Annotated in this window: 17 protein-coding genes; 6 read left to right on the top strand and 11 right to left on the bottom strand. The window is 74.2% G+C overall.

Features of this window, described 5'->3' with window-relative positions; all coding sequences use genetic code 11:
* Window positions 1-28: 28 nt before the first annotated feature.
* The 3 genes from meaB to B7R87_RS01890 are packed head-to-tail and all read right to left on the bottom strand — an operon-like array spanning window position 29 to window position 5,176.
* Window positions 29-1,012 (bottom strand): methylmalonyl Co-A mutase-associated GTPase MeaB, encoded by a 984-nt coding sequence (meaB, locus tag B7R87_RS01900; RefSeq protein WP_006350794.1) that lies wholly within the window; start codon window positions 1,010-1,012, stop codon window positions 29-31.
* Between the two features lie 55 nt (window positions 1,013-1,067).
* Entirely contained in the window at window positions 1,068-3,269 is a 2,202-nt protein-coding gene (gene scpA, locus B7R87_RS01895) for a methylmalonyl-CoA mutase (protein WP_006350795.1), read from the bottom strand.
* Window positions 3,266-5,176 (bottom strand): methylmalonyl-CoA mutase family protein, encoded by a 1,911-nt coding sequence (locus B7R87_RS01890; protein WP_006350796.1) that lies wholly within the window; start codon window positions 5,174-5,176, stop codon window positions 3,266-3,268. Before B7R87_RS01890 ends, scpA begins: the two co-directional genes overlap by 4 nt.
* 481 nt (window positions 5,177-5,657) lie before the next feature.
* Here B7R87_RS01890 and B7R87_RS01885 point away from each other — a divergent pair, with 481 nt between their 5' ends.
* The 5 genes from B7R87_RS01885 to B7R87_RS01865 all read left to right on the top strand — a co-directional run bounded on the left by B7R87_RS01885 (window position 5,658) and on the right by B7R87_RS01865 (window position 9,791).
* Window positions 5,658-6,038: a VOC family protein gene (locus B7R87_RS01885; protein ID WP_006350797.1), complete on the top strand. Its 381-nt coding sequence runs from the start codon at window positions 5,658-5,660 to the stop codon at window positions 6,036-6,038.
* A 131-nt stretch (window positions 6,039-6,169) separates the two neighbouring features.
* Window positions 6,170-6,964, top strand: coding sequence for a carbon-nitrogen hydrolase family protein (locus B7R87_RS01880; RefSeq protein ID WP_130585229.1), 795 nt, complete (start codon window positions 6,170-6,172; stop codon window positions 6,962-6,964).
* 25 nt (window positions 6,965-6,989) lie between these two features.
* A complete protein-coding gene (locus B7R87_RS01875; RefSeq protein WP_130585228.1) occupies window positions 6,990-7,691 on the top strand; it encodes a DUF6629 family protein in 702 nt (233 codons plus the stop codon).
* A 161-nt stretch (window positions 7,692-7,852) separates the two neighbouring features.
* Window positions 7,853-8,227, top strand: coding sequence for a hypothetical protein (locus tag B7R87_RS01870; protein ID WP_006350800.1), 375 nt, complete (start codon window positions 7,853-7,855; stop codon window positions 8,225-8,227).
* Window positions 8,228-8,399: 172 nt separating this feature from the next.
* A complete protein-coding gene (locus B7R87_RS01865) occupies window positions 8,400-9,791 on the top strand; it encodes an NADP-dependent succinic semialdehyde dehydrogenase (protein WP_006350801.1) in 1,392 nt (463 codons plus the stop codon).
* Here B7R87_RS01865 and B7R87_RS01860 read toward each other — a convergent pair.
* Both B7R87_RS01860 and nagB read right to left on the bottom strand, forming a co-directional pair.
* A complete protein-coding gene (locus tag B7R87_RS01860; protein WP_006350802.1) occupies window positions 9,766-11,172 on the bottom strand; it encodes a globin domain-containing protein in 1,407 nt (468 codons plus the stop codon). The genes B7R87_RS01865 and B7R87_RS01860 overlap by 26 nt on opposite strands.
* A gap of 245 nt (window positions 11,173-11,417) precedes the next feature.
* Complete coding sequence (gene nagB, locus B7R87_RS01855) at window positions 11,418-12,200, bottom strand: glucosamine-6-phosphate deaminase (RefSeq protein ID WP_006350803.1); 783 nt, start codon at window positions 12,198-12,200, stop codon at window positions 11,418-11,420.
* 598 nt (window positions 12,201-12,798) lie between these two features.
* On the opposite strand from nagB, the gene B7R87_RS01850 reads away from it, so the two are divergent.
* A complete protein-coding gene (locus B7R87_RS01850) occupies window positions 12,799-16,245 on the top strand; it encodes an ATP-binding protein (protein ID WP_130585226.1) in 3,447 nt (1,148 codons plus the stop codon).
* On the opposite strand, the gene B7R87_RS01845 is transcribed toward B7R87_RS01850, so the two are convergent.
* From B7R87_RS01845 to B7R87_RS01820, 6 genes are all read right to left on the bottom strand, one after another.
* Window positions 16,203-16,874 carry a class F sortase gene (locus B7R87_RS01845; RefSeq protein ID WP_187144590.1) on the bottom strand — a complete coding sequence of 224 codons (672 nt, stop codon included), beginning with the start codon at window positions 16,872-16,874 and terminating at the stop codon, window positions 16,203-16,205. The genes B7R87_RS01850 and B7R87_RS01845 overlap by 43 nt on opposite strands.
* A 15-nt stretch (window positions 16,875-16,889) precedes the next feature.
* Entirely contained in the window at window positions 16,890-17,681 is a 792-nt protein-coding gene (locus B7R87_RS01840; RefSeq protein WP_006350806.1) for a hypothetical protein, read from the bottom strand.
* A 116-nt stretch (window positions 17,682-17,797) separates the two neighbouring features.
* Window positions 17,798-18,205, bottom strand: a complete 408-nt coding sequence (locus B7R87_RS01835) for a PTS-dependent dihydroxyacetone kinase phosphotransferase subunit DhaM (RefSeq protein ID WP_006350807.1) — start codon at window positions 18,203-18,205, stop codon at window positions 17,798-17,800.
* Entirely contained in the window at window positions 18,205-18,810 is a 606-nt protein-coding gene (gene dhaL / locus B7R87_RS01830; protein WP_040917021.1) for a dihydroxyacetone kinase subunit DhaL, read from the bottom strand. Before dhaL ends, B7R87_RS01835 begins: the two co-directional genes overlap by 1 nt.
* A gap of 81 nt (window positions 18,811-18,891) precedes the next feature.
* A complete protein-coding gene (dhaK, locus tag B7R87_RS01825) occupies window positions 18,892-19,884 on the bottom strand; it encodes a dihydroxyacetone kinase subunit DhaK (protein ID WP_040917010.1) in 993 nt (330 codons plus the stop codon).
* A gap of 534 nt (window positions 19,885-20,418) precedes the next feature.
* Window positions 20,419-21,369, bottom strand: a complete 951-nt coding sequence (locus B7R87_RS01820; protein ID WP_006350810.1) for a D-alanine--D-alanine ligase family protein — start codon at window positions 21,367-21,369, stop codon at window positions 20,419-20,421.
* Between the last annotated feature and the right edge of the window lie 13 nt (window positions 21,370-21,382).

Raw genomic sequence — 21,382 nt, 5'->3', positions numbered from 1 at the left:
CCGGTCCGCCGCAAACATCCGGCCCCGATCAGCGCGGGCTCTCGAACGCCTCCAGGATCCGCCGCGCCGCCAGCGTCGCCGTCAGCTCCCCGCCGCGCACCGCGCGCTCCACGTCCGGAACCAGGTCCCGGACCGCGGGATGCGTACGCAGCCGCTCCGTCAGCTCGTCCCGGACCATCGACCACACCCAGTCGATCTGCTGGTCACGGCGCTTCGCGGCGAGCTTCCCCGTCGACGACAGCAGATCGCGGTGCTGCTCCACCCGCTCCCACACCGTGTCCAGACCGGCCGACTCACGCGCGCTGCACGACAGCACCGGCGGGGTCCAGGCCGCGTCCGCCGGGTGCATCAGGCGCAGCGCCCCGGCGAGTTCGCGGGCGGCCGAGCGGGCATCGCGCTCATGGGGCCCGTCCGCCTTGTTGACGGCGATCACGTCCGCCAGCTCCAGGACGCCCTTCTTGATGCCCTGGAGCTGGTCCCCGGTCCTGGCCAGCGTCAGCAGCAGGAACGTGTCGACCATCTGGGCGACCGTGGTCTCCGACTGGCCCACGCCCACGGTCTCGACGAGCACCACGTCGTAGCCCGCGGCCTCCATCACCACCATCGTCTCCCGGGTGGCCTTCGCGACCCCGCCGAGCGTGCCCGCCGAAGGCGACGGCCGGACGAAGGCCGCCGGATCCGTCGACAGCCGCTCCATCCGGGTCTTGTCGCCCAGGATGGAACCGCCGGTACGCCGGGACGAGGGGTCCACCGCGAGCACCGCGACCCGGTGGCCGAGCCCCGTCAGCATCGTGCCCAACGCGTCGATGAAGGTCGACTTGCCGACCCCCGGCACCCCGCTGATGCCCACCCGCCGGGCGGCACCCGCATGGGGCAGCAGCTCCGACAGCAGCTCCTGGGCGAGCACCCGGTGGTCGGGGCGGCGGGACTCCACCAGGGTGACCGCCCGGGCGATGTACGCCCGGGAACCCTCCCGTACGCCCTTCACATAGGCGGCGAGATCGACGCTCACCGGCACATCCGCTCCGCCCCGCCGCCCCGCGGGCCGGCTACCCCGGTCACCGGCCTCACGAGGTGTGGCCCAGCGCCGCGGACAACGTCGTGACCAGGTCGTACGCCGCGTCCGGGATCACCGTCCCGGGCGGGAACACGGCCGCCGCACCCGACTCGCGGAGCGTCGCCACGTCCTGCGGCGGAATCACCCCGCCCACCACGATCATGATGTCCTCCCGGTCCTGCGCCGCCAGTTCCTCCCGCAGCGCGGGCACCAGCGTCAGATGCCCCGCCGCCAGCGACGACACCCCGACGATATGCACATCGGCCTCCACCGCCTGCCGCGCCACCTCCTCGGGCGTCTGGAACAGCGGGCCCACGTCCACGTCGAAGCCCAGGTCCGCGAAGGCCGTGGCGATCACCTTCTGGCCGCGGTCGTGCCCGTCCTGGCCCATCTTCGCCACCAGGATCCGCGGCCGGCGGCCCTCCGCCTCCTCGAACTGCTCGACCAGCGTCCGGGTCCGCGCCACGGACGGGGACTGTCCTGCCTCACCTCGGTACACACCGGAGATCGTACGGATCTGGCCCGAATGCCGCCCGTACACGGCCTCCAGGGCGTCCGAGATCTCACCCACGGTCGCCTTCGCGCGCGCCGCGTCCACCGCCAGCGCCAGCAGATTGCCCTCAAGACCGGGGCCGGGCGCCGAGCCCGCGGCCGCGGTCAGCGCCCGCAGCGCGTCCCGGCACACCGCCTCGTCGCGCTCCTCCCGGAGCCGCCGCAGCTTGTCGATCTGCTGCGCCCGCACCGCCGAGTTGTCGACCTTCAGCACGTCGATCTGCTCGTCGGATTCGACCCGGTACTTGTTCACGCCGATCACCGGCTGCCGGCCCGAGTCGATCCGGGCCTGGGTCCGGGCCGCCGCCTCCTCCACCCGCAGCTTGGGGATGCCCGCGTCGATGGCCTGCGCCATGCCGCCCGCGGCCTCGACCTCCTCGATGTGCTGCCAGGCCCGGCGCGCCAGGTCGTACGTCAGCCGCTCCACGTACGCACTGCCGCCCCAGGGGTCGATCGCCCGGGTCGTCCCCGACTCCTGCTGGAGCAGGATCTGGGTGTTGCGGGCGATCCGCGCCGAGAAGTCCGTCGGCAGCGCCAGCGCCTCGTCCAGCGCGTTGGTGTGCAGCGACTGGGTGTGCCCCTGGGTGGCGGCCATCGCCTCCACACAGGTCCGCGTCACATTGTTGAACACGTCCTGCGCCGTCAGCGACCAGCCCGAGGTCTGGGAATGGGTGCGCAGCGACAGCGACTTCGCGTTCTTCGGCTCGAAGGTGCGCACCAGCTTCGCCCACAGCAGCCGGGCCGCCCGCAGCTTGGCGACCTCCATGAAGAAGTTCATGCCGATCGCCCAGAAGAACGACAGCCGCGGCGCGAACGCGTCCACGTCGAGACCGGTGCCGATACCGGCCCGCAGATACTCCATGCCGTCCGCCAGCGTGTACGCCAGCTCCAGATCGGCCGTCGCCCCCGCCTCCTGGATGTGGTACCCGGAGATGGAGATGGAGTTGTAGCGGGGCATCCGCCGCGAGGTGAAGGCGAAGATGTCGGAGATGATCCGCATCGACGGCTTCGGCGGATAGATGTACGTGTTGCGGACCATGAACTCCTTGAGGATGTCGTTCTGGATGGTCCCGGCCAGCTGCTCGGGCGCCACCCCCTGCTCCTCGGCCGCCACGATGTACAGCGCCAGGACCGGCAGCACCGCGCCGTTCATGGTCATCGACACGCTCATCCGGTCCAGCGGAATACCGGCGAAGAGCTGCCGCATGTCGTAGATGGAGTCGATCGCCACCCCGGCCATGCCGACATCACCGGTGACCCGGGGATGATCGGAGTCGTACCCCCGGTGCGTCGGCAGGTCGAAGGCGACCGACAGGCCCTTCTGACCGGCCGCCAGATTCCGCCGGTAGAAGGCGTTGGACTCCTCGGCGGTGGAGAACCCCGCGTACTGCCGGATCGTCCACGGCTGGTTGACGTACATCGTCGGGTACGGGCCGCGCAGATACGGCGCGATCCCCGGATAGGTGCCCAGGAAGTCCACCGGGGCCAGATCGGCCTCCGTGTACAGCGGCTTCACAGGGATCCCCTCCGGGGTCTCCCACACCAGGTCGTCCGCGTTCCGTCCGCAGGACTCCTTGACGGCGGCCCGCCAGCGGTCGTCGTCACCGGCCGCCCGCGCGCCCGGCCCCAGCTCGATGCCGGTGAAGTCGGGGATGGTCACGGAGCCACTCCGATCAGGTCGAGGGCCCGGGTGAGCACGGCCACGGCGTCGCCGCCCGCGACCACGAACTCGTCCACCCCGGCCCGTTCGTACGTCTCGCGCAGTTCCCCGGGGCGCCCGGCGAGGTAGACGCGGCGCGCCCCCGCGGCCTTCAGCGCCCCGGCGACCGATTCCGCCTGTTCGGCGTAGAGCGCGTCACTGGAACAGATGCAGGCCAGTTCCGCCCCGGAGGCCGCGAAGGCCGCCGCCACCGAACCGGCGTCCACCGTCACCGGATCGTGCACCGGCTCGATACCGCCCGCGGCGAACAGGTTTGCCGTGAACGAGGCGCGAGCGGTGTGCGCCGACGCCGGGCCGAGGGCCGCCAGGAAGATCCGCGGCCGGTCGCCGCCCGCCGCCACGGCCGCGTCGGAGCGGCTGCGCAGCGCCTCGAACGCCTCGTCGCGCCGGACCCTGGGCAGCCCGCCCGCCGGCGGTTCGGGCGCGGGGTCGCGCTTCACCGGTGCCTCGGACAGCAGGGGGAACTCGCTGACTCCGGTGACCGGCTCCCGGCGGGTGGCCAGCTTTCCGCGGCGGTGCTCCCACACGGCGCCGATGCGCGTCTCCACCAGACCGGAGCGGAGCGCGGCGAGCTGTCCACCGGCCCGCTCCAGCTCCTGGAACCACTCCCAGGCCCGCTGGGCCAGATCCTCCGTGAGCCGCTCCACGTACCAGGAGCCGCCCGCCGGGTCGATCACCCGGCCGATATGCGACTCCTCCAGCAGGATCACGGAGGTGTTGCGGGCGATCCGGCGGGCGAAGGCGTCCGGCAGACCGAGCGCATGGTCGAACGGCAGCACCGTCACCGCGTCCGCGCCGCCGACGCCCGCGCCGAGCGCGGCGACCGTGGTGCGCAGCATGTTCACCCAGGGGTCCCGACGGGTCATCATCACCGGTGAGGTGACCGCGTGCTGGCGCTGGGCGCCCGCCGTACCGTCGGCGCCGCACGCCTCGGCGACCCGGGCCCAGAGGCGCCGGGCCGCCCGCAGCTTCGCGATCGTCAGAAACTGGTCGGCGCCCGCCGCGTACCGGAACTCCAGCTGGCCCAGGGCCGCTTCGATGCCGAGTCCGGCGTCCGTGAGCGCACGCAGCAGGGCCACCCCGGTCGCCAGGGAACAGCCGAGTTCCTGGGCGGCCGACGCACCGGCCTCGTGGTACGGCAGCGCGTCCACGGTCAGCGCGCGCAGACCGGGCACGGTCTCGTGGCAGCGCCGGGCGAGCCCCACCGCGACCCCGAGACGGTCCGTGACGGCGTCGTGGGCGCCGGTGCGCGCCGCCTGCCCGAAGGGGTCGGCGCCCAGATTGCCGCCGGGTGCCGGGGCGGTGCCCGCCCGCTCGTACAGACCGAAGAGGACGGCGGCGGCCTCCTCGACGTCGTCACCGGCGTCGAGGACGACGGGCGCGAGGTCGAGCAGTACGCCGTCGAGAGCGGCGGCCAGCCCGGAGACCGGGACGCCGGACGCGCCGACGGACAGCCACAGGGACGTGACGCCGTGCTCCAGATCGGCGAGGACCGCCTCGTTGGCGGCGGCCGGATCCGGACGGTCGTGACGCTGCCGTACGTCCCATCCGGCGACCGCGCCGCCTTCGGGACGGCCGCCGCGGGTGAAGGGGGCGAAGCCGGGAAAGGCCGGCAAGCCGGTGGGGGCGGAGGTGTCGTCCGTCTGGTCGCCGGTATGCAGCGGACGGACGCTCAGACCCTCTTCGACGAGGGTGGCGAGCGCGTCCTCCACCGCGTCCTCGGGGACGTCCTTGCCCGTCTTGCGCAGCACACCGGCGACCAGGCGGCGCCAGGTGCCGGCGTCGGCCTCGGGGAAGTCTGCGGCCAGGGAGAACCCCTCAAGGGGGCGGTCGGGGAGCACGGTCATGCCGGGATGCTAGGACATCTGCACACACGTACAGCAGATGTACGGAGTGTGAGCTTGCCCTCCCTCAATCGGTCACCCTTGCCCTGGTATGCAGGGGTCTGACGGGGCGTGTGGGTACACGGGGTGGCGGTGCCGGAGGCGTACGACAGCACCGTGTCGGGCGGTGCGCCCGGCACCCCGGACCCGGGGGAATCGAACAAGGGGTCACCCCTGCCTGGTCGACGACGAACGGAACGGGACGACGGCCCGGCGTCGCGACTCTGCGCCGACGGGACGGCCTTGCGCACGGCCGTACCCCACCGGCGAACACGTGTCAGGCGGCGGCCGACTCCCACCCTCGCCCGGTGCCATCGGGCGGTCAAGAACCCCCGCCCTCTCTAGGGGCGGCCGGGGACGGCTCTAGGGGGTGCGGCGGGTGGGGCCCGCCCCTACGGTGGAAGGACCCGGGCGACCGTGACCCGGGCGGAAGGCGGGCCGGACGATGGCCGGTGAGATCTCCTTCGTCGAACTCGGTGTGGCCGACGCCGACCGGGCCAGGGCGTTCTACGGAGCGCTGCTGGGCTGGTCCTTCGAGCCCGGCGGTATGGGCGGCGGGCACGCGTTCCGTACACCGGGCGGGCCCGGCGGCATCCACGGCGGCGACCGCGGCGCCGGACCGTACGTCTTCTTCCGCGTCGACGATCTGGCGGCCGCCCTGGCGCGCGTCACCGAACTGGGCGGCAGCGTGGACGAAACAGACTTGTCACAGGACGACGAGAGCACCGCCCGTTTCGGCCGCTTCGTCCTCTGCCACGACGACCAGGGCTCGCCCTTCGGTCTCCACCGGCCCCCGGACCCCGGCGGCAGCGCCGCCGACCGGTGATCACCGGGTGATGCCGTGCGCCCGTTCGCGGGGTCCCCTTCGGGACGGGGGAGCGGCGGGAGCATGCTGGGGTCGAGACCCGGACCGACCGGACCGGGCACACCGCACCGCGACTCTTCTGGGGGACGTACATGCGCATCGCCCTGAGCCAGCTCACCACCGGCCCCGACCCCGCCCGCAACCTCGGTCTCGTCCGGGAGCAGACCCGGCTCGCCGCCGATGCCGGAGCCCGGCTCGTGGCCTTCCCCGAAGCCACCATGGCCTGCTTCGGCACCCGGCTGGCTCCCGTCGCCGAACCTCTCGACGGCCCCTGGGCCACCGAGGTGCGGCAGATCGCCAAGGAGACCGGCGCGGTGGTCGTCGCGGGCATGTTCACCCCCGCGGCCGACGGCAGGGTCACCAACACCCTGCTGGCGACCGGACCCGGTGTCGAGACCGCCTACGACAAGATCCATCTGTACGACGCCTTCGGTTTCACCGAGTCCGCCACCGTCGCCCCCGGGTCACGGATCGTCACCTTCGATCTGGAAGGGGTCCGCATCGGCCTCGCCACCTGCTACGACGTCCGCTTCCCCGAACTGTTCCGGGCCCATGCGGATGCCGGAGCGGTCCTGTCCCTGCTGCCCGCGTCCTGGGGCGCGGGGGAGGGCAAGCGGGACCAGTGGGAGCTGCTGGTACGGGCCCGGGCCCTCGACGCCACCCTCTGGGTCGCCGCCGTCGACCAGGCCGACCCGGCCGCCACGGGCGCCCCTGCCGCCCCGGGAGCCCCCACGGGCATCGGCCACAGCGCCGTCGTCGGCCCCGACGGGACCGTGCGGGAGCGCCTGCCCGCCGCCCCCGGACTGCTGATCACCGATATCGACCCGGACGAGGTCGCCGCCGTCCGCCGGGCCGTACCCGTCCTCGCGAACCGCAGGCTCCCCTAGGGGACCGGGCCGGGAGCCGGGCGCCGTGTGCTGGAGCGCTACCGCCGACCTCGTCGCGGGCACCGCGATCGGTGCCGTCGGCGCCGTCTGCGTCATCCGGGCGCGCCGCGTCCGCGATCTGCCGCTCGCCGCGCTTCCGCTGCTGCTCGGCGCCCACCAGATCACCGAGGCGGTGCTCTGGCACGGCGGGGGCGGCAGCGGACCCGCCACCCTCGTCTGGGCGGTGATCGCCCTGCCGGTGCTGCCGCTGTACGTACCCCTCGCGGTCGCTGCCGGCACCTGGCCCCCGCAGGGGCCGGGAGGTGTCCTGCGGCTCGCCGTGCCCCTGGCGGCGGGCGCCGTCACCGCCGCCGTCCTCGCCCACCGGCTCGCGAGCACGACGGTCACCGCCGAGATCCACGGGCGGACCGTCGGCTACGCCGTGGGCCTGCCCGCCCCGGCCGCCGTCCTCGCGGGCTATCTGCTCGCGACCGTCGGTGCCCTGCTGCTGAGCGGCGACCGGATCCTGCGGCTGCTCGGCGCCGTCACCGGCGCCGGGGCCGTGGTCTGCGCTCTGCTGTGGCGCACCGCGTTCGTCTCCACCTGGTGCGCGCTGGCGGCGGTCGCCTCCCTGCTGATCCTGTGCTGGGTCGGCCGCCGCCCCGGGGCCGGAGCCCGATTCGCCTCGGGGCCCGGGGCGCGCAAGGCTGGAGATGACAGCGGTCGCCGGGCCGCTCCGGAGCCATGACCGGGCCCGACCGGCGGCCCGGACCGGCCCCAACCGGCCCCGACAGGCTCCGACAGGCTCCGACCGGCTCCGACCGGCTCCGGCCGACCCCAACGGACTCCAGCAGACTCCAGCAGACCCCCAACCGACCCCAACAGCCTCAGCCAGCAGAGGGGACCGCAGTGAACAGCGCCGACCAGCACGCCGAACCCGTCGTGGTCACGATCAGCAACTCCGCCAAGGAGGACGCCCACGCCGTCTTCGAGGTCCTCCGCCGGGCCTATGCCTGCGACCGTGAGGCAGGCGACCGGCCCGAGTACGTGTCCGAGGGCCACGCCACGGTCTGGACGGCGACCTTCGACGTCGCCACCGCCCTCGCCCCGGCCGCGCCGGTACGGCTCACGGAACCGGTGGAGGCCGAGATGCAGGGCGGCTACTGGGCCGTCGACCGGATGACCGAGACCCTCGCCGCCGCGTTCGAGGTGGAGCGGCGGGGGACCGCCGCGGGAGACCAGGAGAAGGACGTACAGCTACGGCTGCTGAGCCGTACCGGCTGACCGGCCGACTCCGCCGTACCGGCCGTACTGCCGGTACTGCCGCCGGTCCGGGCCACGGGCGGCCCGTGCCGCGTTGCGGGACGCGCCGGGGCACGCGAGGGTCGAAGGGCCCCGTGGCCCTGTCACGGCGACGGGACGCCGCCGTGCCCGGGAGACCCAGGAGGAGAGCCCCATGCCCATCGCCACGGTCGACCCCGCCACCGGGGAGACTCTCGGCACCTTCGACCCGATGGAGCCCGGCGAGGTCGAGCAGCGGATCGCCCTCGCCCGGGAGGCGTTCGCCGGGCAGCGGGTCAGCGGATTCGCCGACCGGGCCCGGCTGCTGCTCCGCGCCACCGACCTCCTCGACGAGGACGCCGAGCACATCGCCCGCACCATGACCACCGAGATGGGCAAACCCCTCGCCCAGGCCCGGGCCGAGGCGGCCAAATGCGCGCGGACCATGCGCTGGTACGCCGCCCGGGCCGAGGAGCTGCTCGCCGACGAGCACCCGGCCCCCACGGACGTCGCCGACTCGGGCGCAGCCCGGGTCGTGGTGCGCTACCGGCCCGTCGGGGTGGTCCTCGCCGTCATGCCGTGGAACTTCCCCCTCTGGCAGGTCGTACGGTTCGCCGCGCCCGCCCTGATGGCGGGGAACACCGCCCTGCTGAAACATGCCTCCAACGTGCCCCGGACGGCCCTGTATCTGGAAGAGCTGTTCCGGCGGGCCGGCTGGCCCGCGGGCTGCTTCCAGACCCTGCTGATCGGGGCGGGCGCCGTCGAAGCCGTCCTGCGCGATCCCCGGGTGGCCGCCGCCACCCTCACCGGCAGCGAGGCCGCCGGACGGGCCGTCGCCGCCGTCGCGGGCGACGAGGTCAAGAAGACCGTCCTGGAGCTCGGCGGCAGCGACCCCTTCGTGGTGCTGCCCAGCGCCGATATCGCCCGCGCCGCCGACACCGCCGTCACCGCCCGGGTCCAGAACAACGGCCAGTCCTGCATCGCCGCCAAACGGTTCATCGTGCACACCGACGTCCACGACGCCTTCTGCGAACGGTTCACCGCCCGGATGCGGGAGCTCGTCGTCGGCAACCCCCTGGACGAGAACACCGACGTCGGGCCGGTCGCCACCGAACAGGGGCGGGCCGATCTCGAAGCCCTCGTCGCCGACGCCCTGTCCCTCGGGGCCCGCGCCCTGTGCGGCGCGGCCCGCCCGCCCGGCCGGGACCACGGCTGGTTCTACGAACCCACCGTCCTCACCGATGTCCGCCCGGACATGCGCATCCACCGGGAGGAGGCCTTCGGCCCCGTCGCCACCGTCTATCGCGCCCTCGACCTCGACCAGGCCATCGCCCTGGCCAACGACACACCCTTCGGGCTCAGTTCGAGTGTCTGGACCCGGGACGAGCGCGAGACGGCCCGCTGCGCCCGCGAGATCGAAGCGGGCGGGGTCTTCTTCAACGGCATGACCGCGTCCCACCCCGCCTTCCCCTTCGGCGGCGTCAAGCGCTCCGGATACGGCCGGGAGCTCTCCGGGCACGGTATCCGCGAGTTCTGCGAGGTCACGACGCTCTGGTACGGCCCCTGACCTCCGCCGGGCGCGGCAGGCACGACGGCCCGGCCGCGGTGGCCGGTGCCGGAGGGGCGGCGCCCGGGTCCGCGGGCGGGCCGATCCGGGCATCCGGCCCGATCCGGGCGTCCGGGTCGATCCAGTGCACCGCCGACGGGTCGAGGAACGCCTCCGCGTGCGAGACGTGCCCCCGCCGCGCCGCCGACGCCGGCTGCGGATCCCGGATCAGGGCCTCGGGCGGCAGCCCGCACGAGAACAGCAGTTCGGCGGTCTCCTGGACAAAGCCCCCGGGGCCGCAGAGATAGACGGTCTCCCCGGCCCAGTCGCGGCGTCTGCGCAGATGCTCGTGGAGCCGTTCGGCGGCCCTGATCAGGCCCTCGCCCTGCTCCTGGTACCACCAGTAGGCGCTCAGCCAGGGCCGGTCCCTGAGCAGCCCGTCCAGGAAGGCCCCGTCGTAGAAATGGGCCTCGCCCCGGGCCACCGCGTCCACCCGGATCCGCGGGGCCGGACGGCGGCGCAGCAGTTCGTCGAGGACCGGCTTGACCGGGGCCCAGCCCGTACCCCCGGCGATCAGGGTGACGCCCGGAGTGCCGGGCGGCGGGGCGAGCGCGGATCCCGATGCCGGGCCGAGCCGGAGCCGGTGGCCCGGCCGGGTCGTATCGCACAGCACCCCGCTGAGCAGCCCGCCGGGCACCCGGCCCACATGGAACTCCAGCACCCGTTCCCGTTCGTCCGCCACCGTGACCCCCGCCAGTGAGTAGGGCCGCCACACTCCGGGCAGATCCTGGTGCTCGACGGTCGCGTACTGCCCCGGCAGCCAGGGGTACGGTCTGCGGACGGCGGCCCGGATCACAGCCGTGTGGTCGCCGTGCAGCCGGTGCGAGACGACGGTGGCCTCCCAGCAGCCGGGCTCCCCGGCCGCGGCGGCGCGGCGGGCACCCGCAGCCATATGCGCGGCGATGCTCCGGTACGTCCGCTGCCAGGCCGCCTCCGTCGGCGCGTCCCAGGTGGCCGGGGAGTGCCGGCGCAGGGCGGCCACCAGACTCGCCCCGACGGCCGGATAGTCCGCGTCGGCGACCCCGAACTTGCGGTGGTCCCGGCCGAGCCGCTCCAGCCGGGCCGGGAGTCCGGGACGGCCTAACTGCTCCACGACCTGGGTGAGGGCGGTGAACATCCGCTCGTACTGATCGTCCATCACCGCCGGGAACAGCGGGCGGAGATGGGGGTGGTGGCGGAAGAGATGGGCGAAGAAGTACCGGACCACGTGTCCGGCCCGGCGTCTGACGCGTTCGAGGCTCGCCCGGACCACCTCGGCGTCGTCGGGGGGCTCCCCGCCGCCCGGCCCGTCCTCCGCCGCAGCACGGGGCGGGCCGCCGAACGCGGCGCTGTCGTCGTCCATGTGGTTCCCCCCGGGGCCGCACATCCGCACGCCGCCCGGCGCGCGCGGGCGGCGCCGGGCCAGCGCACCGTATCAACCCCGGGGCCCCGAAGGGTGGTTGCGCGCTGGATTTGTTCCGGCCGGGACAGAATCCTTACATCCTGCGGCCCTCCGGCGGGTCAAGACGGTTACCCGCCGAAGCCGTCCGGTTTCCGCGGGTGTCCCACGGGAACCGGACGGGACGCGACCGGTCTCGGAGCGACGGCTCAGATCCCCTGCCACGCGGGCTTGGCCGCGTAGGTGGCACGGAAGTAGTCGCCCAGCTTGAGCCGCGAGGCGGCGGCCTCGTCGGCGATGATCGTGGCGTGCGGGTGGAGCTGCAGCGCCGAAGCCGGGACCAGCGCGGACAGCGGCCCCTCGACGGCCAGCGCCACGGCGTCCGCCTTCGCCTCGCCGGTGGCCAGCAGCACCAGGTGCCGGGCCTCCAGGATGGTCCCGATCCCCTGCGTGATCACATGGTGCGGGACCTGGTCGATGCTGTCGAAGAAACGAGCGTTGTCCTTGCGGGTCTGCTCGGTGAGCGTCTTGATGCGGGTCCGCGACGCCAGCGACGAGCAGGGCTCGTTGAACCCGATGTGCCCGTCCGTACCGATGCCGAGCAGCTGGAGGTCCACCCCGCCCGCCTCGGTCAGCGCGCTGTCGTAGGCGGCACAGGCGGCGGGTATGTCCTCGGCGCCGCCGTCGGGCCCCATGAAGGAGGCTTCCGAGAGCCCGAGGGGCTCCACGACCTCCCGCAGCACCACGGACCGGTAGGACTCGGGGTGCCCGGCGGGCAGCCCCACGTACTCGTCGAGCTGGCATATCCGGGCCCCGGCCACATCCACCTCACCGGCCCGGACCTTGGCGGACAGCGCCTGGTAGACGGGCAGCGGCGTCGACCCGGTGGCGACCCCGAGAAGGGCCTCGGGCTTGCGCCGCAGCAGGGCGGCCATGGCTTCGGCGATGAGTTCGCCGCCTGCGGCGGCATCCGGAACGATGACAACTTCCACGGAAGTCCCTGTCTGTGTGTGCGCACGCTGGGTGGCAGTCGGTCGGGCGCAATGGTGTAGACCAATCTACAGGTGAGAGGCGCTTTGTGTCTCGCCTGTGAAGGTGCTGCCCCTGGCAAGGAGGGGTCGGGTAGGAAAGGGCCGCGCCGAGCCGCCGACGGTGCGCGATGGGCGTACGGCCCCGGCCGAGGGGCGCGGGGAACTACGCGCCCGGCCACCGGCATCCCCCCGCGGGCAGGGGCGGGCAGGGGCGGGCAGGAAAGGGGCGCGGGGAACTGCGCGACCGGCCACCGGCGGCGCGCGGTCGGCACACAATCCCACCCTGCACGGCGCACTCCGCAGGGCGTGCCCCGCGGGCAGGGGCGGGCAGGAAAGGGGCGCGGGGAACTGCGCGACCGGCCACCGGCGGCGCGCGGTCGGCATCCGGCATCCACCGCGCAGGGTGCTCCCCGCGGGCAGGGGCGGGCAGGAAAGGGGCGCGGGGAACTGCGCGACCAGCCACCCGACGGCCCGCAGCCGGCACACCGCCCCCACCCCGCACACCGCCCCCACCCCGCACCCCGCAGCCGGAGGCGCCCCCGCGGGGGAGAATGGGCGCGTGATCATTCGTTACCGGGTGCTCGGGCCCGCCCGCGCCGTCCCGCCCGGCGGAGCCGACGGCCCCGTCGTGCCCGGCGGAGGGCGCGTACGCGCCCTGCTCACCGCCCTCGCCGCCGCCGCGGGCCGCCCCGTACCGCCGGCCGGGCTGGCCGCCCAGGTGTGGGCCGGGGAGCCGCCCCGGGATCCGGCCGCCGCCCTCCAGGCGCTCGTCGGACGGTTGCGCCGGGCGATCGGGCGGGAGGCCGTGGAGCTGACTCCCGGCGGCTACCGGCTGGTCGCCGCCCCGGACGAGGTGGACCTCTTCCGGTTCGAGGCGCTCACCGCGGACGGCCTCGCCGTTCTGGATACGGGCCCCCCGGCCGAGGCCGCCCGGCTCTTCGGGGAGGCCCTCGCGCTCTGGCAGGGCCCGCCGCTCGCGGACCTCCCGGACGGGGAGCGCGATCCCCTCGCCGTACGCGCCCGGCAGCGCCATGCCGAGGCCCGCCGGGGCGCGGTCGCCGCGGCGCTCGCGCTCGGCCGGGCCGATGCCGCCCTCCCCGAGGCAGCTGCGCTGGCCGCCGCCGAGCCTCTCGACGAGCCCCTGCAGGCGCTGTGGATCAGGGCGCTCGCCGCGAGCGGCCGCCAAGCCGCGGCGCTGGCCGCCTACGAGGAGGTCCGGGTGCGCCTCGCGGAGCGGCTCGGCACCGATCCCGGGGCCGGGCTGCGTGCCCTCCATGTCGAACTGCTCGCCGGGCCGCCCGGAGGCGGGGACGCTCCGCCCGTACCCGGAAACCTTCCCGCGCGCCTGACGTCGTTCGTCGGCCGCGGCGACGATCTCGCCGATGTGACGTCGGCCCTCTCAACGCAGCGCCTCGTCACCCTCGTCGGCCCGGGCGGCGCGGGCAAGACCCGGCTGGCCCTGGAGGCCGCCGACACCGCAGGCACCACCGGCACCAGCAGCACGAAGGGCCCCGCGTACCCGGACGGCGTGTGGATCTCCGAACTCGCCCCGGTGCGCGACGGCGGTACGGCCGTTGCCGACGCCGTCCTCGCGGCGCTGGGCGTCCGCGAACCTCCCCTGGCCGTACGGGCCCCGGGCCAGGCACCCGATCCGCTCGCCCGTCTGGTGGAGCACTGCCGGCAGCGGCGGATGCTGTTGATCGTGGACAACTGTGAGCATGTGGTGGGTGCGGCGGCGGGGCTGGTGGCGCGGGTGCTGGAGAGCTGTCCGGGGGTGACGGTTCTGGCGACGAGCCGTGAACCGCTGGGCGTGCCCGGTGAGCTGGTGCGGCCGGTGGGCCCGCTGCACCGGGATGCCGCGCTGCGGCTGCTGGGGGAGCGCGGTGCCGCCGCCCGCCCCGGATTCACCGTCACCGACGACCCGCGGGCCGCCGCCGAGATCTGCCGCCGCCTCGACGGCCTCCCCCTCGCCATCGAACTCGCCGCCGCCCGCCTGCGCATGCTCACCACCCGCCAGATAGCCGACCGCCTCGACGACCGCTTCCGCCTCCTCACCGGCGGCAGCCGCACCGTCCTGCCCCGCCAGCAAACCCTCCGCGCCGTCGTCGACTGGTCCTGGGACCTCCTCGACCACCACGAACGCACCGTCCTGCGCCGCCTCTCCGTCTTCGCCGGAGGCTGCGCCCTCCCGGAGGCGGAGGCCGTCTGCGGTGCCGGTCCGGACGGCGGTCCCGACAGCCCTGACAGCCCCGACAGTCCCGATGGTCCCGACGTCCTGCACGCCCTGGGCGCCCTGGTCGACAAGTCGCTGGTGGTCGCCGCGCCCGGCGACGGCTCCGCCATGCGCTACCGCCTCCTCGAAACCGTGGCCGAGTACGCCGCCGACCGCCTCGACGCAGCCGGGGAGCGGGAGGCCGTCGAGCGCGGCCATCTGAGGACGTACCGCGAACTGACCCGGATCGGTGAATCCGCCCTGCGCGGCCCCGGCGGCAGCATGTGGATGACCCGGCTGGACACCGAGATCGGCAATGTCCGGGCCGCCCTGCGCACCGCCGTCCACTACGAGGAGGAGCAGGAGGGGCTCTGCCTCGTCCTCTCCCTGGGCTGGTACTGGCAGTTGCGGTCGCTCCAGTCCGACGCCCGTACCTGGTCGACCGCCGTCGCCGCCCTCGGGCCCGATCCGTTCGAGGCACCCGTACGGCCCGCCGAGCCGGTCGCGGGACGCTGCACCGACACACCGCCGCCGTGGTCCCCGGACCGGTTGTGGGAGGCGCGGCGCGGCGTCCGCATGACGGCGCTGGCCGCGGGCGGCCCCGACGGTATGGCGGTGAAGAAGGCCGAAACCCGGGACCGGCTCCGGCGCATTGTCGGCGCCTATGAACCGGGGCTGCCCCAACTGGTCCGCCAGCCCGCGGCCATGTGGTTCTTCTGCAAGCTGATGACCGGCGGCTTCACGGGTCTCGACGAGTCCGCCGACGCCCTCGTCGCCGCCTGCGAGGAGCAGTACGCGCGGGGCGCGGCGGACGGCTGGGACCTGGGCTTCACCCTGCTCATGCGGGTACGGCTGCGGTCGGGCGCGTTCACCCGGCCACCCGGCGGAGAGGGACCGCCGGGCGTGACACCCGAGGACGCCGGCCCGGAATCGGACCCGGACCGGGCCCTCGCCCTGTTCACGGCCGCCGGTGACGACTGGGGCATTGCCGAGTCGTACGCGGTCCGGGGCGAGAACCACGAGTGGAACGGCCGGAACGAGGCGGCCGCCGCCGACTACCAGGACGCCCTGCGGATCGTGGACCGGTCCCGCCAGCCCGTACAGGTGTCCTCCGTCTACAAGGCGCGCCTGATGTTCCTGAAGCTGCGGACGGCCACCGATCCGGCCGTGCGGGAGGCCGCGGAGCGGGAACTGCTCGACGCGGCCCGGGACGCCGGGACGACTGCCGGAGAGGCGGAGTTCCTGGCCACCCCGAATATGCTCCTCGCCCGGCACTACGGCGCCACCGGACGGACCGAGCAGGCCCGCGCCCAGCTCGACGTATTGGAGAAGCAGCTCAGCGCGGAGGCGCCCGAGCTGTTCCGGGGGCTGATCAGCGGCATCCACGCGTGGCTCGACTGCCAGGACGGCCGGTTCCCACGGGCCCTTGACCACTGCCGGACCGCGCTCCGCCTGCTGGAGGGGCTCGGAGACTTCGTCACCCGGCTGATGGTGGACCAGTTCCTCTGCGCCGCCTGGGCGATGGCCCGGCTCGGGGAAGCCGAGGACGCGGCACGGCTGATCGCCGTCTTCGACGCGGCGGGGCACCGCTCCGGCGGGCTCGGCCTCCAGCCCTTCCACGACGAGCGGCGGACCCGGACCGAGGCCGAGGCGGCGGCCCGGGCGGCACTGGGCGGGGAGGCGTGGCAGCGCGCGTACGGGGAGGGCGGCAGCCTCACGGTTCCCGAGGCCGTCGCGCTCGTCGGACGGGCTCAGCCGCCCGCCCGGGCGAACACGACCACGTTCTCCTCGTAGCCAGCCCCCGGCGACCAGCGGCCGCCGCAGGTGATCAGCCGGAGCTCGGGCCCGGGCGCGTCCCGGTAGACCCGGCCGGCCGGGAAACCGTCCCGGGGCAGGGACTCGACGCCGTACACCGTGAACACCGCGGTACGGCCGTCCTCCCGGCCCACCTCGATACGGTCCCCGGGGCCGAGCCGGGCCAGAGGGTGGAAGACGGCCGGGCCGGTCTCGGTGTCGACATGGCCGACGACGACGGCCGTACCGCGTTCACCGGGTGATACGGATCCTGTGTACCAGCCCGCGAGGTTGGGTTCCCCGGTGGGCGGCGGTGCGACGGACCGGTCCGCGGTCAGCCCCGTACCGAGCACCGGGGCGTCGATCCGCAGGGACGGGATGACGATCCGGCGCGGTGGGGAGTGGGGGAGCGGTACGGCTGTGCCCGGTGGTTCGGCGCCGGTACGGCCTCCGGCGGCGGCCGGTGCGGGCCGGGGCGGGCCGACCGCTGCCGACGCGCCGGGTCCGGTGCCCGGCGCGCCCGTCCCCGTACGCACCAGGAAGAACCCCAACAGCAGGACGCAGAGCAGCGCGAACCACGGTCCGCCGCGCGGAGCGCGATGGGCGGGCGGCGGGGGCGGCGGCAGCACGGCGGTGAGGGGGCGTCAGACGCCGTGGCCGGTACGCCGCCGGCGTACCGCGAACAGGACGGCACCGGCCGCTGCCGCGCCCGCCATCAGAGCGGACCCGGCGGCGATCCGCTCGGGACCGGACTGCGGCAGACTGCCTCCGCCACCCGCCCGTACCCCGCCGTCCGGCTTCACCGGGGACTCGGAGCGGTGTGCCGACGTACCGTCGTGCGCCCCCGCACCGGAATCGTGCGCACCGGAATCGCGGGTACCGGTACCGGAATCCGGAACCGGTTCCCGGACGACGACGCCGCCGTCCTCCTGCCCGGCCGGATCCTGCCCTGCCCGAACCCGTCCCGCCTCGGACTCCTCGGCGACGAGCAGCCGTGCGGTGCCCCGTTCGCCCTGGCAGTCGAAGGTGATGTCGTACGCGGTCCCCGGCTCCGCCTCCGGGAAGACGGTCGCCGTGCCGGGCAGCCCCTCGGCCAGGGTGACCGGTGCGAAGACACCCGACGAGGCGGTCACGGCGGGGCCGGAGCACTCCGTCGCCCGCAGGGTGACCGTACCGCCGGGCGCGACGGTCTCCGGGGCCACGGTGAACCCGAACGAGGTCACCCCGCCGCCCTGCTCCGCCACCGCACCGGAATCCGCGCCCGCGCCCGTGCCCGCGTCGGCTGCGGCACCGGGGTCCGTTCCCGTTGTCGCGCCGGTCGCGGGAGCGGGCACCGGAACCGGTCCCGGCACCGGAACGGCGGCGGCCGCCGGAGCGGCGAACGCCAGGACGGCGGTGGTCAGGGCGGCGAGCGGCGCGAGACGTATGGCACGCATGGTCAGGTCTTTCGGTGAGGGAAGGCACGCACGGTCGCTACCGACGCTAGGAGCGTGCCCCGCCGCCCGCCACCGCTGTTCCGCCGAACGGCAGCCGGGCCGTCCGGCGGTCCGGGTCAGGCCTTCCGGTAGCCGTACGCCTCCGAGGCCGCGGCCTCCACCGCGTCCAGCCCGCCCCCGGCGGACGCCGTCACCACCGCGGCGATCGCGCCCTCCAGGAACGGCGCGTCCACCAACCGGGTGTCCGGCGGCAGCTCGTCGCCCTCGGCGAGCAGCGCCTTCACCGTCAGTACGGCGCTGCCGAGGTCCACCAGGACTGCCACCCCCGCACCCCGGTCCACGGCCGCCGCCGCCCCCGCGATCAGTTCGGAACTGGTTCCGAGACCGCCGTCGGGGGTGCCGCCCGCAGCCGCGACCGGCGCGTCGGGGCCCGCGCCCGCGAGCGCCACCGCGAGCGCGGCCGCGGAATCGGCGACCTCACGGCTGTGCGACACCAGGACGATCCCCACCGTGCCGCCCGCCATCAGGCCACCGCCTCGGCCAGCGCGGCCAGCAGCAGCGCGGACGATGCGGCTCCCGGGTCCTCGTGTCCGATGCTCCGTTCCCCCAGATAACTCGCCCGGCCTTTGCGGGCCAGCAGCGGCACGGTGTCCCGCGCGCCCTGTCCGGCCGCGTCCCTGGCCGCGGCGAAGGTGTCCGTGTCCGCGCCGAGCGCGGCGACGGCCGGTTCCAGGGCGTCCAGCATCGTCTTGTCCCCGGCCTTGGCCCCGCCGAGCCCGGCCACCGCCGCGACTCCCGCGGCGAACGCTGCGGCGAACTGTCCGGGTGTCACCTCGGCGGCATCGCCCAGCTCCTTTCCCGTACGCCGCAGAAGCGTTCCGTACAGCGGTCCGGAGGCGCCCCCGACCTTGGAGATGAGCTGCCCGCCCGCGAGGACCAGCACCGCTCCCGGGGTCTCCGGGGCGTCCTTCGCCAGTGCCTCGGTCACGGCCGTGAAACCCCGCTGCAGATTGGATCCGTGGTCGGCGTCCCCGATGGCGGAGTCGAGTTCGGTGAGCCGGGCGGCCTCCCGGTCGACCAGAGCGGCGGTCCCCGTGAGCCAGCGACGGAAGAATTCGGCGTCGAGCACGTGCACTCCCTTGAGTCGAAGGGCGTCCCTGGACCGATCATCCGTGAGGACGGCCCCCGGTGGCGAGCGGTCGGACCCCGCTCAGCGGCCCCAGCGGAGCGCCGGGGTCTGCACGGGCGCGTCCCAGAGCCGTACCAGCTCCTCGTCGGCCTCGCAGAGCGTCACCGAGCAGCCCGCCATGTCGAGGGAGGTCACGTAGTTCCCGACGAGGGTACGGGCGACGGTCACCCCCCGCTCCTTGAGCGCCCGGTGCACCTCGGCGTTGAACCCGTACAGCTCCAGCAGCGGAGTGGCGCCCATCCCGTTGACCAGCAGCAGCACCGGCCCGCTCGGCCGCCGGTCGGCCACCAGCACGTCGACGGTGTAATCGGCGATCTCCCGGGAGGTCATCATCGCCCGCCGCTCCCGGCCCGGCTCCCCGTGGATGCCGATGCCCAGCTCCAGCTCCCCGGACGGCAGCTCGAAGGTCGGACTCCCCTTGGCGGGAGTGGTGACCGCGCTCAGAGCCACACCGAAACTCCGCGAAACCTCGTCGACCCGCCGCGCCAGCGATTCCACCCGCTCCAGCGGAGCGCCCTCCTCGGCGGCGGCCCCCGCGATCTTCTCCACGAACAGCGTGGCACCCGTGCCGCGCCGCCCCGCCGTGTACAGGCTGTCGGTGACCGCCACATCGTCGTCGACCAGCACCTTCGCCAGCCGTACGCCCTCGTCCTCCGCGAGCTCGGCGGCCATCTCGAAGTTGAGGACGTCCCCCGTGTAGTTCTTCACGATGAACAGCACCCCCTCCCCACTGTCCACGGCGGCCGCCGCCCGCACCATCTGGTCCGGCACGGGACTCGTAAAGACTTCCCCGGGGCACGCGGCGGACAGCATGCCCGGCCCCACGAACCCCCCGTGCAGGGGCTCGTGCCCGGACCCGCCGCCGGACACCAGCCCCACCTTCCCGGCCACCGGCGCGTCACGGCGCACGATCACCCGGTTCTCCACGTCCACGGTCAGCTCGGGATGGGCGGCCGCCACACCGCGCAGGGCATCGGCGACCACGGTTTCGGGGACATTGATGAGCATCCTCAACGGTCTCTCCTCGGCAGATTGTCGGACGGGCCCCTGGGCTGCTTTCTTGCAGGTCAGGGCGGGTAAGGGCAGTTGTTGACCTTGGCGCTACACGGCGGTCCGGGGCGGGTCGGGTCTTCCGACGCGAACACTCGGACCAGTATCAGGCGGGAGTGCCTCTCTGCGGGGGACGGCGTGACCACCTTCAGGAGTTTCGGGCGGAGTGCTTGCCTGATCCCTGCCTGTGCACTGCCTCTCCGGCTCATGGCGGTGGTGTGTGAGGCCACCCGGACGGGCGACGGCCTCGGCGGGGCGTGATCATGTGACACTGCTGTTCGTCCGATGAGCCGACGCAGCAGGGCCCGAACGGACTCGGCCGGTTCACGGACCCGCTTTTGGTGCCGGTCGCCGCGACGCACGACCAGCCGGGTGTCCAGCAGCGCTTGCACCTCAGCCGGGCTGCCCACATCGGACGCTGCAGCCGGACCGCCGACGTTCACGCACTCCGCAGCCAGCCGTCTCAGCAACCGCTCGGCACACTCTTCCGGGACGGGCTCAGGAGCGGTGTCGCTGTTCGGCCGCTGCGGCCAGGTCGCGGCAGAAGTCCCCGAAGCCGAGCCCGGCGGCCTCCAGGGCCATCGGGTAGGTGCTGGTGAGGGTCATCCCGGGGGCGACGTTGGTCTCCAGCACCACCACCTCTCCCTCGGTGGTGACGATGGCGTCTGTACGGGACAGGTCGCGCAGCCCGAGGGTCCGGTGGGCGGCTACCGCGACCCGGGCGGCCTCCTCGGCCGCCGCCGGGGAGATCCGGGCCGGGTGGTGGAACTCGACGGCGCCGGGCGTGTAGCGGGCGGTGTAGTCGTACAGGCCCTCCGCCGCGATCTCGACGGCCGGGAGGGCGAAGGGGCCTTCGCCCAGGTCGGCGACGCCGACGGCGATCTCGGTGCCGGTGACGAGACGTTCGATCAGGGCCTCGTCGTGGTAGGCGAAGCATGCCATCAGCGCCTCGGGGAGCTGCTCGGCGCGCTCGACGCGGCTCACCCCGAAGGCGGAGCCGCCCGCCCGCGGTTTCACGAACAGCGGCAGCCCCAGCCGCTCGGTGATCCGGGCGGTGAGCGCGGCGGCGCCCAGGTCGTGGAACGCCTCCTTGGGGAGGGTGACCGACGCAGGGGTGGACAGTCCGGCGCGTACGAACGTCTCCTTCGCCACCGCCTTGTCGAACGCGGCGCGGCAGGCTCCGGGACGGGCGCCGACATACGGCACCCCGGCGAGTTCGAGGATCTCCTTGATGGTGCCGTCCTCGCCGGCCACCCCGTGCAGCACCGGGAAGACCACAGCACCCTGGGCGTCGGCGAGCGCGGGCAGCAGATCCGGTCCGACGTCGCGGAGTTCGGTTCCGACCCCGGCGCGGCGCAGGGCGTCGGCGACCCGGGCGCCGGACTTCTGGGAGACCTCGCGCTCGGGGGAGAGGCCGCCCGCGATGACGACCACCCGCAGATCGGTCATGGTTCCTCGTTCT

The organism is Streptomyces tsukubensis (assembly GCF_003932715.1).
In the GTDB taxonomy this organism is placed as follows: domain Bacteria; phylum Actinomycetota; class Actinomycetes; order Streptomycetales; family Streptomycetaceae; genus Streptomyces; species Streptomyces tsukubensis.
This window is presented reverse-complemented; position numbering and strand designations above follow the sequence as displayed.

Bases quoted from the DNA above. Each gene is read 5' to 3' on its own strand.
- B7R87_RS01890 (WP_006350796.1), bottom strand. From the start codon at position 5,176: ATGACCGTGCTCCCCGACCGCCCCCTTGAGGGGTTCTCCCTGGCCGCA.
- B7R87_RS01885 (WP_006350797.1), top strand. From the start codon at position 5,658: ATGGCCGGTGAGATCTCCTTCGTCGAACTCGGTGTGGCCGACGCCGAC.
- B7R87_RS01880 (WP_130585229.1), top strand. From the start codon at position 6,170: ATGCGCATCGCCCTGAGCCAGCTCACCACCGGCCCCGACCCCGCCCGC.
- B7R87_RS01865 (WP_006350801.1), top strand. From the start codon at position 8,400: ATGCCCATCGCCACGGTCGACCCCGCCACCGGGGAGACTCTCGGCACC.
- B7R87_RS01860 (WP_006350802.1), bottom strand. From the start codon at position 11,172: ATGGACGACGACAGCGCCGCGTTCGGCGGCCCGCCCCGTGCTGCGGCG.
- B7R87_RS01840 (WP_006350806.1), bottom strand. From the start codon at position 17,681: ATGCGTGCCATACGTCTCGCGCCGCTCGCCGCCCTGACCACCGCCGTC.
- B7R87_RS01835 (WP_006350807.1), bottom strand. From the start codon at position 18,205: ATGGCGGGCGGCACGGTGGGGATCGTCCTGGTGTCGCACAGCCGTGAG.
- B7R87_RS01820 (WP_006350810.1), bottom strand. From the start codon at position 21,369: ATGACCGATCTGCGGGTGGTCGTCATCGCGGGCGGCCTCTCCCCCGAG.